At 54.5% G+C, this 16007-nt stretch carries 13 protein-coding genes; all 13 read left to right on the forward strand.

Annotation, left to right across the window (positions count from 1 at the left end; translation table 11 throughout):
• The first annotated feature begins 11 nt into the window (after positions 1–11).
• Complete coding sequence (locus WA429_RS11500) at positions 12–1265, forward strand: molybdopterin molybdotransferase MoeA (RefSeq protein WP_287465179.1); 1254 nt, start codon at positions 12–14, stop codon at positions 1263–1265.
• Between the two features lie 86 nt (positions 1266–1351).
• Entirely contained in the window at positions 1352–2926 is a 1575-nt protein-coding gene (locus WA429_RS11505; protein WP_287465177.1) for an MBL fold metallo-hydrolase, read from the forward strand.
• Positions 2927–3162: 236 nt separating this feature from the next.
• Positions 3163–4263 (forward strand): glycosyltransferase family protein, encoded by a 1101-nt coding sequence (locus tag WA429_RS11510; RefSeq protein WP_228195356.1) that lies wholly within the window; start codon positions 3163–3165, stop codon positions 4261–4263.
• Positions 4264–4284: 21 nt separating this feature from the next.
• Positions 4285–5568 carry a glycosyltransferase family 4 protein gene (locus WA429_RS11515; RefSeq protein ID WP_287465176.1) on the forward strand — a complete coding sequence of 428 codons (1284 nt, stop codon included), beginning with the start codon at positions 4285–4287 and terminating at the stop codon, positions 5566–5568.
• Positions 5569–5579: 11 nt separating this feature from the next.
• Entirely contained in the window at positions 5580–6734 is a 1155-nt protein-coding gene (locus tag WA429_RS11520) for a glycosyltransferase family 4 protein (protein ID WP_287465175.1), read from the forward strand.
• Positions 6731–7333, forward strand: coding sequence for a histidine phosphatase family protein (locus WA429_RS11525; RefSeq protein ID WP_287465174.1), 603 nt, complete (start codon positions 6731–6733; stop codon positions 7331–7333). The genes WA429_RS11520 and WA429_RS11525 overlap by 4 nt, the downstream gene beginning before the upstream one ends.
• On the forward strand, positions 7333–8463 hold the full coding sequence (locus WA429_RS11530) for a glycosyltransferase family protein (protein ID WP_287465173.1): 1131 nt from the start codon (positions 7333–7335) through the stop codon (positions 8461–8463). Before WA429_RS11525 ends, WA429_RS11530 begins: the two co-directional genes overlap by 1 nt.
• Positions 8460–9218, forward strand: coding sequence for a polysaccharide deacetylase family protein (locus WA429_RS11535; RefSeq protein ID WP_114112455.1), 759 nt, complete (start codon positions 8460–8462; stop codon positions 9216–9218). Before WA429_RS11530 ends, WA429_RS11535 begins: the two co-directional genes overlap by 4 nt.
• The gene (locus WA429_RS11540) at positions 9209–9847 is read left to right on the forward strand and encodes a hypothetical protein (RefSeq protein ID WP_287465171.1); all 639 of its coding nucleotides are present in this window, start codon (positions 9209–9211) and stop codon (positions 9845–9847) included. Before WA429_RS11535 ends, WA429_RS11540 begins: the two co-directional genes overlap by 10 nt.
• A complete protein-coding gene (locus tag WA429_RS11545; protein ID WP_068519367.1) occupies positions 9844–11772 on the forward strand; it encodes an ABC transporter ATP-binding protein in 1929 nt (642 codons plus the stop codon). The genes WA429_RS11540 and WA429_RS11545 overlap by 4 nt, the downstream gene beginning before the upstream one ends.
• On the forward strand, positions 11769–13700 hold the full coding sequence (locus tag WA429_RS11550; protein WP_287465170.1) for an ABC transporter substrate-binding protein: 1932 nt from the start codon (positions 11769–11771) through the stop codon (positions 13698–13700). The genes WA429_RS11545 and WA429_RS11550 overlap by 4 nt, the downstream gene beginning before the upstream one ends.
• 78 nt (positions 13701–13778) lie before the next feature.
• Positions 13779–14777, forward strand: a complete 999-nt coding sequence (locus WA429_RS11555) for an ABC transporter permease (RefSeq protein WP_068519369.1) — start codon at positions 13779–13781, stop codon at positions 14775–14777.
• Positions 14774–15943 (forward strand): ABC transporter permease, encoded by a 1170-nt coding sequence (locus WA429_RS11560; RefSeq protein WP_287465167.1) that lies wholly within the window; start codon positions 14774–14776, stop codon positions 15941–15943. Before WA429_RS11555 ends, WA429_RS11560 begins: the two co-directional genes overlap by 4 nt.
• Positions 15944–16007 lie beyond the last annotated feature (64 nt).

A 16007-nucleotide genomic window follows, 5' to 3' on the forward strand; every position in this document is an offset into this window, starting at 1 on the left:
AGGTAACATAGATGCAAAATATCAAACCCGGACTGACACTGCTTTCCGATGCGCTTGAAATCGCATTTTCGGAGGTGCCGGTCGCACAACATGTCGAAGAACGCCCCCTGACGGACTGTTATGGTGCCGTCCTGCGCGAAGATGTGATGGCCGGTTTTTCTGTGCCATCGGTCGATAATTCAGCCATGGATGGATATGCCGTGCGCCTTGCCGATTTGGCGACGGTTGACGGAACGATGCCCGTTGTCGGGACGTCATTGGCTGGACATCCGTATTCGGGCACCGTACCAGAAGGAACGGCCATCCGGATTGCCACCGGGGCCGCCATTCCCGATGGGGCAGACTGCGTCATTATCCAGGAAAATGTCATCGCCGATCAGGATGAAACCGGCATCGAAATTGCCGGTGACGTGATTGCCCGGACCCGGCGTCATCAGAACATCCGCTGGGCGGGTGAAGATATCAAAAAAGGTGATGTTGTCCTGCGTGCCGGCATGGTCTTGCGCCCACAGGATATCGCGATTGCCGCCGGGCAGGGGCGTGCCAGTCTGAAAGTCGCCCGTCCGCTTCGTGTTGCGGTCTTTTCAACCGGGGACGAATTGGCAAAACCGGGGGATCCGCTTCCGCACGGGGGGATTTATGATTCCAACCGGTTTGCGATGATCGGCATGTTGCGCGACATCGGATGTCAGGTCACCGATCTTGGCCTGCTTGCGGATGATTTCGACGTGCTTGCCACCGCAATAGGAGACGCTGCCCAAAATCATGATGTTGTGATGACATCGGGCGGGGTGTCTGTGGGCAAGGCGGACTTGCTGAAACCGGTTGTCGACAAACTTGGTGAAATCACGGCCTGGAAGCTTGCCATCAAACCAGGAAAGCCGTTGATGCGTGGCCGGATTGGCAAATGCCTGGTCATCGGATTGCCGGGCAATCCTGTTTCGGTGCTGGTGTCCGGTCTGCTGTATGTTTTGCCACTGCTTCGTCATATGATGGGGGCTGAACGGTCGTGGAGCGAACCTGTGCGCATTCCGGTTCGCGCCGGTTTTGATTTTCAGCGTGGGACCGGACGTCGCGAATGGCTGCGTGCGAGACTGATACAGACTGATGACGGTGAATTCGAAGCGGTTGCCTTTTCTTCGACCAGTTCGGGGATGCTATCATCCATGGTGTGGGCAGAAGGCCTGATTGAAATCCCTGAAAATTGCGGCAAGCTGTGCAAGGGCGATCAGGTTTTGTATCTGCCGCTGCGTGGTTTGCAATAAAGCGTCCAATAAGTGATCCATATCATTGCAATGACAGGTTTATTCCTGAATCCTTGCAGCCTTGTTGACGTGCAGGAGGAACGGGAATGACCGTATCAGTTACGTTTTGTGGTGCCGCTGGCGGTGTGACCGGCTCGTGTTATCTGTTGCAGACCGACCATGGTCAGTTTCTTGTTGATTGCGGCATGTTCCAGGGCAGCAAAACTGTCCGCGAACTGAACTATGGACCGTTTCCGTTCAAGGCGTCCGACATTTCAGCCGTTTTGTTGACCCACGCCCATATCGATCATTCCGGGTTGTTGCCGAAACTGGTCAAGGCAGGCTTTGAAAACCACATTCTGGCGACGGAGCCGACCTGTGATCTTCTGACTTATATGTTGCCCGATTCCGGATATATTCAGGAAAGCGAGGTCGAACGCCTTAACCGCCGCAATGCGCGCCGTGGACGCCCGGAAGTAACCCCGATCTATACCCGCAAGGATGCCGAACAAACCTTGCAAAGGCTCAAACCCGTCGAATATCACGAATGGATTGATGTCATCGACGGTGTACGCGCCCGCTATTGGGATGCCGGGCATCTGCTGGGCTCGGCCTCGATCGAGGTTGAAGTCTCACCGGTTGGAAAGGAAACCAAACCGACCCGCATTCTGTTTTCTGGCGATATCGGTACCGGCGAAGCCGTGTTTAACGAGGCCCCCGAAGGCCCGTCTGATCTTGACTATCTGTTTGTCGAGACGACCTATGGTGATCGCAATCGCCCAAATGTCAGTGATGATGAACGCCGCGCCATGTTGGGCAAGGAAGTTCGTGATGCACTGAATGCCGGTGGCAACCTTGTCATTCCAAGCTTTGCCGTCGCCAGAACCCAGGAATTGCTGGTTGATCTTGCGCATCTGTTCAATCGCGGGCACTTGCCCGAGGCAAATGTCTTTGTCGACAGCCCGCTTGCGCAACATGCGACAGACGTCTTTGCCCGTCATCTCAGTCATGAAGATGCGCGTGCCCTTGAACATCCGAAATTCCATATGGTTCCCGATGTCGAAGCCAGCAAACAACTGGCACGGGTGACCAGCGGTGCGATCATTTTGTCGGCAAGCGGCATGTGTGATGCGGGTCGCATTCGCTATCATCTGAAAAACAATCTGTGGCGGGCCAACTGCACCGTCTTGCTGGTCGGCTTCCAGGCCGCAGGATCATTCGGGCGTGTCTTGCAGAAGGGGGCAAAACATGTCCGCATTCATGGCGACGAGATCGAGGTCCATGCCCGAATTCGCACGCTTGATGTCTATTCCGGTCACGCCGATCAGGACATGCTCTTGCGCTGGACCAAAGACAGACTACCTGTGGCCAAGCGCATTTTCCTTACCCATGGTGAAGAGGGCGCGCGAACTGCCTTCCAACAAGCGCTGATTGCCCATGACATACCTGTCGAAAAGATATCCCTGCCCATGCTTGATGAAACAGTGACCTTGCAAAAGGGCACCTTGCATGTGGTTCAGCACAAGCCGAGACTTTCGGGTGAAGAACTGTCGCGTGATGATTGGCATAACATGTATGCCGGGACCATCACCGCGCTTTCCGAGAAGTTGCAGTCACTTGGCACACCAGCCGAAAGGCAGAAGCTGCTCGAAAAAGTCTTGCGCGATATCGGGTCAGTGTGAGAGCAATTAGCTGGGAAAACAAAATGGCAAACCGGATTTGTACAAACGGATTTGCTTGCCAATAAGAGATATCCTGTCACCCTGTGAGGTGGAGAGACAGGATATTAAGGATCACTACGCAGACGGGCGGGTATATGTCTATCGTGGGGAACTCCGGGTATCGGGTTCTAATTTACAGTCATGATACGTTTGGGCTCGGCCATCTGCGCCGTTGCCGCACAATTGCGCATGCGCTTGTGTCACGTCGTGATGATGTTTCTGTTCTTATCCTGTCCGGATCACCGATCATTGGCAGTTTCGAATTCCGTTCGCGAGTCGACTTTGTCCGTATTCCCGGCGTGATCAAACTGTCGAACGGGGAATATACGTCCCTTAATCTGAATATCGACGTTGATCAGATCCTGGCGATGCGTGAATCGATCATTCAGCACACGGCCGATGTCTTCAATCCCGACATTTTCATCGTCGACAAGGAACCGCTTGGTCTTCGTGGTGAAGTGGAATCGACGCTTAAGATGTTGCGTCATCGACGGACCCGTCTGGTGATGGGCTTGCGTGATGTGATGGATGACCCGGCCAATCTGCGCGAAGAATGGGATCGCAAACAATGTGTTCCGGCGCTCGCCGATCTGTATGACGAAATCTGGGTCTATGGTTTGCAGGAAATCTGTAATCCGCTCGAAGGGATTGATTTGCCGCCGGGTGTTGAAAACAAGATGGCCTATACCGGATATCTGCCGCGTACTGCAACACGGCGCCCGACCCCGGAACATGGTGCGCTTGGTCTTGAAGAACCCTATTACCTGGTAACCACCGGTGGTGGCGGGGATGGTGTTAATCTGGTTGACTGGGTGATCAGTGCCTATGAAACTGACCCGACGATTGCTGTTCCATCGCTTGTTGTTCTGGGACCATTCATGGCGCCCGCAGAACAAAAGGCCTTCATGGAACGTGCCGAAAAGATTGAAAAGCTTTCGGTCATTACCTTTGATGCCAATGTCGAAATGCTGATGGATAAATCTGCCGGTGTCATTGCCATGGGCGGTTACAACACGTTTTGCGAAATCCTGTCCTTTGACAAGCCCGCGGTTATCGTGCCGCGCACAGTGCCGCGTCTGGAACAATATGTCCGCGCATCAGCTGCCGAAAAGCTCGGACTGGTCAAGATGCTGACCGAAGATGGCGGGCGCGATCCGCGTGAAATGGCCGATGCCCTTCACGGACTGATCCATCAGCCCAAACCGTCCCACGTCACGGTACCCAACCTTATGGGCGGGCTTGATCGGGTCGGGGATCTTGTTGATCGCTGGCTTCCGCCGCAAATGGCCGCCGAATAAGCATTTCCGGGAACAAAATTGATGACACGCGACAATCTTGCAATCGTGGTGAAGGGATATCCGCGATTGTCGGAAACCTTTATTGCGCAGGAAATTCTTGGCATTCAGCAGGCCGGTATTCCGTATCGCATCGTTTCATTGCGTCATCCGACCGACAAAAAACGCCATCCGATCAATGACCGGATCACCGGGGCTGTCGATTACCTTCCGGAATATGTTTATCAGGAACCGATGCGTGTTTTGCGTGCCTGGTTAAAGGCCCGCAAACTTCTGGGATATCGCCGGGCTTTCAATATCTGGTGGCAGGATTACCGTCGAGATCGCACGTCCAACCGTGCCAGGCGGTTCGCACAGGCAGTGGTCATGGCGGCCGAGCTGCCTGATGATGTGACGCGCATTTATGCGCATTTCCTGCATACCCCCGCATCGGTGGCCCGTTATTGCGCGATCATGCGCGGCTTGCCATGGTCATGTTCGGCACACGCCAAGGATATCTATACCAGTGAAGACTGGGACATGCGCGAAAAGCTGAGCGATATGGATTGGCTTGTGACCTGTACCAAGGCCAATGTTGATTATCTGCGTACGCTTGCCGAAGACCCGGACAAGGTGAACCTGCTTTATCATGGGCTTGATTTTTCGCGCTTCCCCGAAGAATTGCCAAACCGGCCGATGCGCGATGGCAGTGATCCGGAAAACCCGGTGACCATACTGTCGGTCGGTCGTCTGGTTGGCAAAAAGGGATATGACGATCTTTTGCGTGCGCTGGCAAAATTGCCAGCCGGCTTGCATTGGCGGTTCATCCATATCGGCGGTGGCAGTGACAGCAAATATAAACAGCTGGCCTCCGAACTTGGCATTGCGGCGAAATGTGACTGGCGTGGCCCACGCGACCAGAAGGAAGTCATCGCGGCTTGTCAGTCATCGGACCTTTTCGTGCTGGCCAGCCGCATTGAACAGGATGGTGATCGGGACGGCTTGCCCAACGTTCTGATGGAAGCCCAGCTTTGCGGCCTTGCCGCGGTGTCGACGGCAATTTCGGCCATTCCGGAACTGCTTGTTGATGGGGTGAATGGAAAACTTGTTCCGCAACGCAATCCAGATGCCCTGGCCGATGCCCTGCAAGTCGTCATCACCGATCCGGCGATGCGTGATGCCATGGGGCGCAAGGGCAATGAAATTGTGCGCCGCGACTTTTCATTTTATCGCGGCATGAAAGATCTGGCACATCGTTTCGGTGTGTCAGATCCGCTTGCCGGTGACGGTTCCCCGAATTCGGACATTCATCAACCCGCCGCCCAGTAGGAGGCACGCGTTTGCAGGTTGCCTTTTATGCACCGCTGAAACCAGTTGACCATCCGGTCCCGTCGGGTGATCGGCTTTTGGCGCGCCTGTTATGTGATGCGCTGCGCCATGCGGACATGAATGTCGATATTGCGGCGCGACTGCGCAGCCGGGTAGCGGATGGCAGTGTTCTGAAACAGGCCCGGCTTGCCGAACTTGGTACGAAACTGGCCGGGCGCCTGTTACGCCAATATCAATCTGGCTTTCGACCGCGTCCCGATATCTGGTTTACCTATCACCTGTATTACAAGGCCCCGGACTGGATCGGGCCGATTGTCGCCAGTGCCCTTGATATTCCCTATGTCGTGGCCGAGGCATCCTTTGCACCCAAACGTGCTGGTGGTCCCTGGGCGCAAAGTCATGCTGCGGTTGAAACCGCGTTGCGCCATAGTCGCGCGGTCTTTTCGCTTAACCGTTCAGACATGGTTTGCCTGCGCGATATTTGCCCCGACGAGGCCCTGCATTTCATTGCCCCGTTTACTCATGTTCAAAACTGGCAGATTTCCGACCGCCCACCGGTTGATCCCGCCTGTATTCGTCTTGTTACCACAGCGATGATGCGCGATGGCGACAAGCTTAGTTCATTTGACCTCCTTGCGCGGTCATTGGGGCGGTTGTTGCGTGATGGAATAGGGAACTGGCACCTGACCGTGATCGGGGATGGTCCGGCCCGCGACCGGGTCGAGGCGATGTTTGACCACGTCGGCATTACCCAAAGCTATGTCACGTTGGCTGGCCTGTGTGTGCCTGATCAGACACGCGACATTCTGGGGCAATCCGATCTTTTTGTCTGGCCGGCAATTAAAGAGGCTTTCGGGATGGCGATGCTCGAAGCACAAGCAGCAGGGTTGCCTGTGCTGGCCGGGGATGCCGGGGGTGTTTCGGGGATCGTTTCCAATGGTGTGACCGGCTGGCTGGTTCCGGTGGGGGACGAGGATGCCTTTACCGATCGGCTTGCGCAATGTCTTGGCACGGATATATCGGCCCTGCGGTCCTTTGGGGCGGCCGGGGCATCAAAGGCAATACAACATCACACAGTTTCAGCCGCATCGGACATTCTGGGCACGACATTGCGCGCGATTGTTGGTGATCATGCAGCGCAGGTCCCGGGAAAGGACGGCGCATGAAAACGGTTCGGTTCGCGTTGCTGCGTCACGGGGTTACGGACTGGAATGCCCAAAAACGTATTCAGGGCCATTCCGACATATCGCTTCGCTCTGAAACGGTCGCAGCCTATCTCGACAAAGCTTTACCCGAGTTATGGCAAAATGTTCCATGGTATTGCACACCACTGAAACGCACGCGTGAAACGGCCGATGCACTGGGCATCAAAACGGTCGATATCGCGCCGTCGCTGATCGAAATGAACTGGGGGTCATGGGAAGGGCGCAAACTTGCCGATTTGCGGACCGAACTGGGCGATGCCATGCGGGATAATGAAGACCGTGGCAGGGACTTCCGGCCCGAAGGGGGCGAAAGTCCGAGGGACGTCGTCAGGCGTGTGGAAGACTTCCTGAAATCCGGTTCAGATACGGTCTTTGGTGCTGTGACCCACAAGGGGGTTATTCGCGCGGTTTATGCCGCGGCCAAACCATGGAACATGATGGGGAAATGCCCGGACAAGCTCGATTGGGATTGCCTTCATGTTTTTGACTGGTCGGATCGTGACGGGTTTTCAATCTGCAATCTGAATGTGCCCCTGGTCGCGCGAACAAAGGAAACCTGATGGCGGACGTTTTTGTCTATGTGCAGCATCTTTTGGGGATTGGTCATGTTCGCCGGATGGCCCTGATCAACCGTGCGATCCGTTACCGCGGGCTTTCGGTTATGGTCGCAAGTGGCGGGGTTCCCGATGACGGACTTGATTTTGCAGCAGATCAGGTTGTGCAGCTATCGCCTTGCAAAGCAGCCGACAGCAGCTTTTCAATCCTTGTCGATCCCAAGGGCAATCGTCTTGGCGATGACTGGAAAGAAACGCGCAAGGCCGAATTGCTGACGGCGTTTGTCGATGCCAGACCCAAGCTGCTATTGGTCGAGATGTTCCCGTTTGGACGCCGGGCATTTCGATTTGAACTGATCCCGTTATTCGAGGCCGCAAAGGCCGCGGGCATTCCGGTTGTCTGTTCCGTGCGTGATCTTCTGGTCCGCAAAAAGGACCCGGCAAAAACGCAGTGGATGGCAACCATCGCCAGAAAGTACCTGACAAGGGTGCTGGTACATGGTGATCCGAACGTGTTTGATTTCGCACACAGCTTTGAATGTGCCGACCAGATTGCCGATTTGATCACCCATACCGGATACGTCGCAGCCGATCCCGGTATAAAAACAACTGCATTACGGTCGGGGGTTCTGGTATCTGCCGGCGGTGGTGCGGTTGGCGCGGAGCTGATTGAACTTGCCATTGCTGCCCGCCAGTATTCCGGGGCCTACGGGCAGGCGAAATGGGATATCGTTGCCGGACCGCATTTCCCGCCCGACCGGTTTGACATGATTGCATCAACGTTACCCGACGGGGTCGAACTTCATCGGTTTCTGCCAGATTTCCGTGAACGGATGGCAAAGGCCGCTGTATCGGTGTCACAAGCCGGATATAATACGCTGATGGATGTGCTGTCGACGGCGACACCGGCTGTTATGGTGCCGTTTGCAGATGGCGGTGAAAGCGAACAGACAGAGCGCGCAGAAATTCTTTCAAAAGAAGGGGTTATTTCCCTGCTTGATCTTGATGGCCTGTCTGCGCAATCATTGGCGAAATACATAGATCGCGCCAGCCAACCGGCAAATGTCAAAATTGCCCTGGATGGCGCGCAAAAAACTGCGGCAATTATCGCAGGGATGATTAAGGGGCAGGTATGAGCAGTTGGGATCATTTGCGCACGGAGCTTGATCTGTGGCAGGCCGCAGGGCGTGTTGCCACGGCTTGGTGGCGCGATGATGATGCCGTGACTGTGACCCCGGAACTCGAAACCCTTCTTTCGTTTGAACAGAATTACAAGGTGCCTTTGGCACTGGCGGTCATTCCCGCCAACCTGCAGGATGATCTGGTTGAACGGCTGGCCGAAACGCTTGATACCCGTGTTTTGCAGCATGGCTGGTCCCATCAGAACCACATGCCCGAAGGTCGCAAGAAACAGGAACTTGATGATGTTCGCGATATCGGTGCGGTGGTTGCGGACTTGCGACAGGGGTTTCACGTGCTGGAATCGCGGTTCGGAAACCGTTTTCTGCCGGTAATGGTGCCGCCATGGAACCGCATTGCAGATGATGTTGTGGCCGTGCTGCATTCACTTGGGTTTTGTGGGCTTAGCACCTTTAACCCGCGCAAAGTAGCCGAACCTGACAAGGGCCTGATACAGGTAAACACCCATGTCGATGTCATTGACTGGCGCGGGTCGCGCGGATTTGTCGGCGAAGACGCCGCCCTTGGCGCCATGGTGTCGCATCTGGCGGCCCGGCGAACAGGGCAGGTCGACAAGGCCGAGCCAACCGGCATTCTGACCCACCATCTTGTCCATGATCGCGCCACCACGAAGTTTCTCGATAATTTGTTTTCAATGGAACATTCAGCATTGAGCTGGCTTAGAATTCCTGGAGTATTTCCATGGCAATAAGGCCCAGAAATCATATCGAAGCGGAACCGGTGGACGCGCCAGAAGCGGCCCCGAATGTCGATCCTGTCAAACCGGCGGGTGTCGGTGACAGCGACGTTCAGATGATGTCCTATCCGCCCAAACTGATGGCACCGGATCTGGCAAAATCGATTGTCGGTTTGCTGATTTGCGGTGTGATCGCGCTGATCCCTGACATGCTTGAAATCATTCAGTGGACGGCGGCCGGGCTGGCATTGTTGTTTGTGTTCTATTTTGCGCGAACATTGATCCGGTTCCAGTCAAAGCTGTTTGTTTCGGAATATGGCATTCGTCTTTCAAGCCTTCGGGGCGGGACCGCTTTTGCCTGGCCGGAACTTTCGAAATTCCGTCTGCGTTATTTCAGCACCAAACGCGATGGCAACAAAGGCTGGTTTGAACTGACTCTTCATGCCGGTGAAACCATAATTGTCGCAGAATCAACACTGGACGGTTTTGATGATCTGCTTGAAATTTCACGGGATTGGGCGAAAGATAACCAACTTCTGGTCGATGATGTGACAAGAACAAACCTGATGCGCATGGATGAGGCCGAAACACTGGTTCAGGCCGCCGCAGCCGAGCGTACAAATGGTGGTGCCAAACGAACATGACTGACATTCTGCGTATCAAGGATCTGAAAGTTGAGTTTGTCTTGCCGCATATGCGCGTCAAGGCCGTCGAAAACGTTAGCTTTCGCATCGGTGCGCAAGAAACTGTCGCTTTGGTCGGGGAATCCGGTTCGGGCAAAAGCACGATCTCCCAGGCCATTATGGGACTGCTGCCCAAAACAGCGCAGATCACCAAAGGATCAATCATCTTTGCCGACCCGAAAAAGCCGGGGACGCGGGTTGATCTTGCCATGCTTGATCGTTCGGGCGCAGAAATGCGCGCGATCCGCGGTGGCCGTATTTCCATGATTTTTCAGGAACCGATGAGTTCGCTGTCACCGTTGCATACCATCGGTGACCAGATCTGCGAGGCCGTGCGCCTGCATCGCAAGGTCGGCCGGGCAGAGGCCAAAGAACTTGCTGTTGAAATGCTGACACTGATCGGCTTTCCCCATCCCAAGCGGGCCTTGAAAACATATCCGTTCGAACTGTCGGGTGGTTTGCGCCAACGCGCGATGATTGCCATGGCCATGGTGTGCCGTCCCGCACTTCTGGTTGCCGATGAACCGACAACCGCCCTTGATGTCACGATCCAGGCGCAAATTCTGCGACTGATCAAGGATGTGCAAAAAGAACTGCAAATGTCGGTTTTGCTGATCACCCATGATCTTGGCGTTGTGGCAAACATGGCGGACCGCATGGTGGTGGTCTATGACGGCCGCGTTGTTGAGTCCGGCAAAACCGATGATGTCTTTATCAATCCGGGGCATGCCTATACGCAATCGCTTCTGGCGGCTGTTCCGCATTTTGATATGGGGCCGGATGAACGGTTGCGTCCGCTTCGTGAAATCAAACCGAAAACCGGTAGTCTTCTTGCCGAAAGCAGCCAGCAAGAAAGCGCGCGTGATACATCCGATGTTCCGCCGTCACTGGCCCTGCATCCGGCGATGGCAAGTGAACCGGTTCTGTCGGTCCGCCATCTCAGCAAAAGCTTTACCACGCGAAAGGGCAACTGGATCAAGTCCGAACAACACCTGATCCCGGCTGTTGCGGATGTGTCGCTGACGGTCAATCGCGGGGAATGTGTCGGTCTGGTCGGTGAAAGCGGCTGTGGGAAGACAACGCTTTCAAAGCTGATCATGCGGGCAATGGACCCGGACGAAGGGTCCATTCTTTTCCGCGGTGAAAGCGGCCAGATGACCGAATTGACCGGACTTGATGAAGATCAGCTCAACCCGTATCGCAAACGGATACAATTCGTGTTTCAGGATCCGTTCGGGTCCCTTAATCCACGCATGACGGTTCAGGATATCATTACCGAACCGATGTTGATCCATGGGGTAGGCGATGCGGAATATCGCAAGAATATGGTCCTTGAACTGATGGATCTGGTCGGGCTTGATCCACGCTTTCTAAGTCGGTATCCGCACAGTTTTTCCGGCGGACAGCGCCAGCGTATCGGCATTGCCCGCGCGCTGAGCCTTAAACCCGATCTGTTGATTTTTGACGAACCGACATCCGCACTTGATGTATCGGTTCAGGCGCAAATTCTTAATCTTTTGAAAGATTTGCAGCGCGACCTTAATCTGACATATCTGTTTATTTCGCATAACCTTGCAGTTGTCGACTATATCGCGGACCGGATTGCGGTGATGTGTGCCGGGCGAATTGTTGAATCCGCACCGCGCGAACAGTTGTTCCGTAATCCGTTGCATCCCTATACGCAGGCCTTGCTCAATGCTGTGCCGTTTGCCGATCTGGAACATTTGCTTGATTTCGACAAAATCGTTGATGGCAAGGCATCCGATCCGGCACGCTGGCCTGCACCCTTTACGATCAATGACACCAGTGCACCCAAAATGATGCAATTTGCCGAAGACCATTTTGTGCGTGCCGAACGTGCCGATTTCACGGAGATCGCAATATGATCAAGCTTTGTGCCAGTTCAGCTGTATCAGCCCGCCGTCTGTTCGGTGGTCTGATGATGGGGATGGGGCTTGTCGGGACCAGCTTGTTGCCAACCGGCGCACAGGCAGAAGTCCCGTATTTCGAAGACGCGGTTGCCCAGGGCACCTTGCCACCAATGTTGCAGCGGCTTCCTGAGCATCCCAATGTCATTGATTTCGGTGCCGAAGGCAAAACAGTCGGAAAATATGGCGGTGAATTTGTCACCATCATGGGCCGGTCCAAGGATATCCGCATGGCGGTTGTTTATGGCTATGCGCGCTTGGTGGGCTATGACCAGGACCTGAACCTGCAACCCGATATTCTTGAGGCACTTGACGTTAACGAGGAGGGCAATGTTTTCACCCTTCATCTGCGCATGGGTCACAAATGGTCTGATGGTGCGCCCTTTACGGCCGAAGATTTCCGCTATTACTGGGAAGATATCGTCAATAATGATGAATTGTTCCCGGTCGGCCCGCCGCGCTTCCTGTTCGTTGGTGATGAACCGGCAAGTTTTGAAGTCATTGATGAATACACGGTGCGTTACAGCTGGTCGCGGCCCAACCCGTTCTTCCTGACCGAATTGGCAGCGACCCGTCCGCCATTCATCTACCGTCCGGCCCATTATCTTAAGCAGTTTCACGAAAAATACCGGGATGCGGCAGAACTGGACGCATTGGTGCAGGAACGTGGTCTGCGCAGCTGGGCGGTGTTGCATACCGACATGGACCGTCCCTACAAACTTTCAAATATCGACCGTCCGTCCCTCGAACCGTGGTTGATCACGACCGAGGAACCGTCCGACCGGTTCGTTTTTGTGCGCAACCCGTATTATCATCGTGTCGATCCCGAAGGGAACCAGTTGCCCTATATCGACCGGATGATCTTCAATATTTCCAATTCCAAACTGGTCCCGGCAAAGGTCGGTGCCGGTGAAGTCGATTTGCAAAGCCGCATTCTGTCGCTTAAGGACTATACGTTCCTTAAACAGTCCGAAGCCAAACAGAACTATCAGGTGCGTTTGTGGGATGTCGGGGCGGGGGCCTATGCCGCGCTTTATCCCAACCTGACATGCAGCGACCCGGTATGGCGCGATGTCATTCGCGATGTGCGGTTCCGCCGTGCGCTTTCGCTGGGCATCAACCGGACCGAAATCAACCGCGTTCTGTTCTTTGGTCTGGCACAGCCGACGAATAATACAGTTCTGCCCAAAAGCCCGCTTTTCAAACCGGAATATCGCGAAAACTTTATAAAATTCGACGTCAAGGCGGCAAACGCCCTGCTGGACGAAATGGGGCTGGACAAGCGCGACGGTGATGGCATCCGCTTGTTGCCTGATGGGCGTCCGATGGAAATCATTGTCGAAACCACCGGCGAAAATCCCGAACATGATGACATGCTTGAACTGATCGGTGACAGCTGGCGCAAGATCGGCGTTAAAATGTATATCAAGGGACTTCAACGCGAAGTCCTGCGTAACCGCGCCTATAGCGGCGAGACGATCATGTCGATCTTTAACGGTGTTGATAACGGTCTTGCCACCGCGAACTCGGTGCCGTCCGAATTCGTACCGGTACAGCAAGACAGCCTGCAATGGCCGAAATGGGGCCAGTACTATCAAACCAACGGCGAGGCCGGCGAAGCACCTGACATGCCGGCTGCTCGGGAATTGATGGACCTTTACAATAAATGGCAGTCCAGCAATGAAAAGGGCCGCAAGGAAGCCTGGCAGGGTATTCTGGATATCAATTCGGAAAACATGTTTTCAATCGGCCTGATCGGAAACGTGCCGCAGCCTGTCGTGGTCGACAAGGATCTGCGCAACGTACCGGAAAAAGGCATTCACAGTTGGGAACCGGGTGCATTCTTTGGCATGTATCGTCCAGACACATTCTGGTGGGACAGATAAGCCTGACATACTGATAACAAGACGTTTTGTTGCCAACGAGGGAAGGGCGCAAAACGACACGGGGGAGCGATTTCGCCGATGCTGACTTTTTTGGCAAGACGGCTTTTTGTAATGGTACCGACACTGATCCTGATCAGTGTGCTGGTATTCGTGATCATTCAGCTCCCGCCCGGGGATTTTCTGAGCACCTATCTCAATGAACTTCAGGCCCAGGGCGAGGCCGTCGATCCGGCAAAGATCGAATTTCTCAAACGGCAATACGGGCTCGATCAACCGATCTATGTGCAATATGCCGAATGGGCGTGGGGCTTGTTGCACGGTGATCTCGGCTTCTCGTTTGAATATAACCTTCCGGTAAGTGACGTGGTCGGCGACCGGTTGTGGTTGTCGATGGTGCTGAATTTCAGCACGGTCATTTTCATTTATATCGTAAGCTTCCCGATCGGGATCTATTCCGCGACCCGGCAATATAGCTGGGGCGATTATGGTTTTACCCTTTTGGGCTTCCTCGGCCTCGCAATGCCGAACTTCCTGTTTGCCCTGATCCTGCTTTATTACGCCAATGTGGTCTTCGGGACGTCGATCGGTGGTCTGATGGATCCGGAATTCATCAATCAGGGCTGGTCATTTGCCAAAATCATGTCCGTTGCCGAACATCTTTGGGCGCCGGTTGTGGTGATCGGCACATCGGGAACCGCATCGATGATCCGCCGGTTGCGTGCCAATCTGCTTGATGAACTCGGCAAACAATATGTCGTTACCGCCCATGCAAAGGGCCTTTCACCGACCAAGGTGTTGTTCAAATATCCGCTGCGCATGGCGCTTAACCCGTTCATTGCCGATATTGGCAATATCCTGCCACAGGTGGTGTCGGGCTCGGTCCTTGTATCGGTGGTGATGTCATTACCAACCACCGGGCCGATGTTGCTTGCCGCGCTGCAAAGTCAGGACATGTATCTGGCCGGGTCGTTCCTGATGTTTCTGGCGTTGCTGACCGTTGTTGGCATGTTCATTTCTGACGTATTGCTGGCCTGGCTTGATCCCCGCATTCGCTTGCAGGGAGGTGTCTCCAAATGACGACGGATGACAACAAGCGCAACGAACATTTTGTTGATACCGCGCCCTTTGATCCATGGGACCGCGAAGCTCTGACGCCGGAACAGGAAAAATACTATCTGGCATCGCAATGGCAATTGATGTGGTGGCGTCTTAAACGTCACCGTTTGGCGTATTTCTCGCTGATCATTCTGGCGATCATGTATGCCTCGGTGTTCATCGTGGAATTCATTGCCCCCTATGCGCAGGAAACGCGCAATTCGGAATTCATCCATCACCCGCCACAGGCGATCCACCTGTTCCATGACGGGGAGTTTATCGGGCCATTTACCTATGGCACGGATTTCTCGGTGAATATGGAAACACTGAAGCCGACCTATACGACCAATATGGACCGTGTTGATCCTGTCAGGTTCTTCTGTTCGGGGGATGAATATGAATTCTGGGGCATGGTGGATATGGATTTCCATTTCGTCTGTCCATCGGAAGACGGGACATTGTTCATCTTTGGAACGGACCGGCTTGGACGCGACATGTTTTCGCGCATGGTGTATGGCGCGCGCGTGTCGTTGACCATCGGACTGGTGGGGATTTCGGTCAGTTTCCTTCTGGGGATCCTGATTGGCGGTGCGGCTGGCTATTACGGGGGATGGGTGGATGCCACGGCACAGCGTGCCATTGAAGTCATCCGATCATTGCCCGAAATCCCGCTTTGGATGGCGTTGTCAGCGGCCTTGCCCGTAACCTGGAGCCCGATCCTGATCTATTTCGGGATCACCATCATTCTCGGACTGATTGACTGGACCGGGCTTGCACGTGCGGTACGTTCAAAACTTCTGGCACTGCGTGAAGAAGACTATGCCCTTGCCGCACGCTTGATGGGGGCCAAGCCCAAACGCATCATTGCCCGGCATCTGTTGCCGAATTTTGCAAGTCACCTGATTGCATCCGTGACGCTTTCAATTCCCAACATGATCCTTGGCGAAACCGCCCTCAGCTTCCTGGGGCTTGGCCTGCGTGCGCCGGTAACCAGTTGGGGCGTGCTTTTGAATGATGCCCAGAACATCAACGCCGTTGCCGTTTATCCGTGGCTGATGTTGCCCGTGGTCCCGGTGGTCATCGTTGTCCTGGCCTTCAACTTCCTTGGCGATGGCCTGCGCGATGCCGCGGATCCCTACAAGAACTAGGAAACCGCGACAATCGGGAACGACTTATAACATCAAAGGGCAGCCTGATCAGGCTGCCCTTTGA

The organism is Thalassospira sp. CH_XMU1420-2 (assembly GCF_037029325.1).
GTDB lineage: Bacteria > Pseudomonadota > Alphaproteobacteria > Rhodospirillales > Thalassospiraceae > Thalassospira > Thalassospira povalilytica.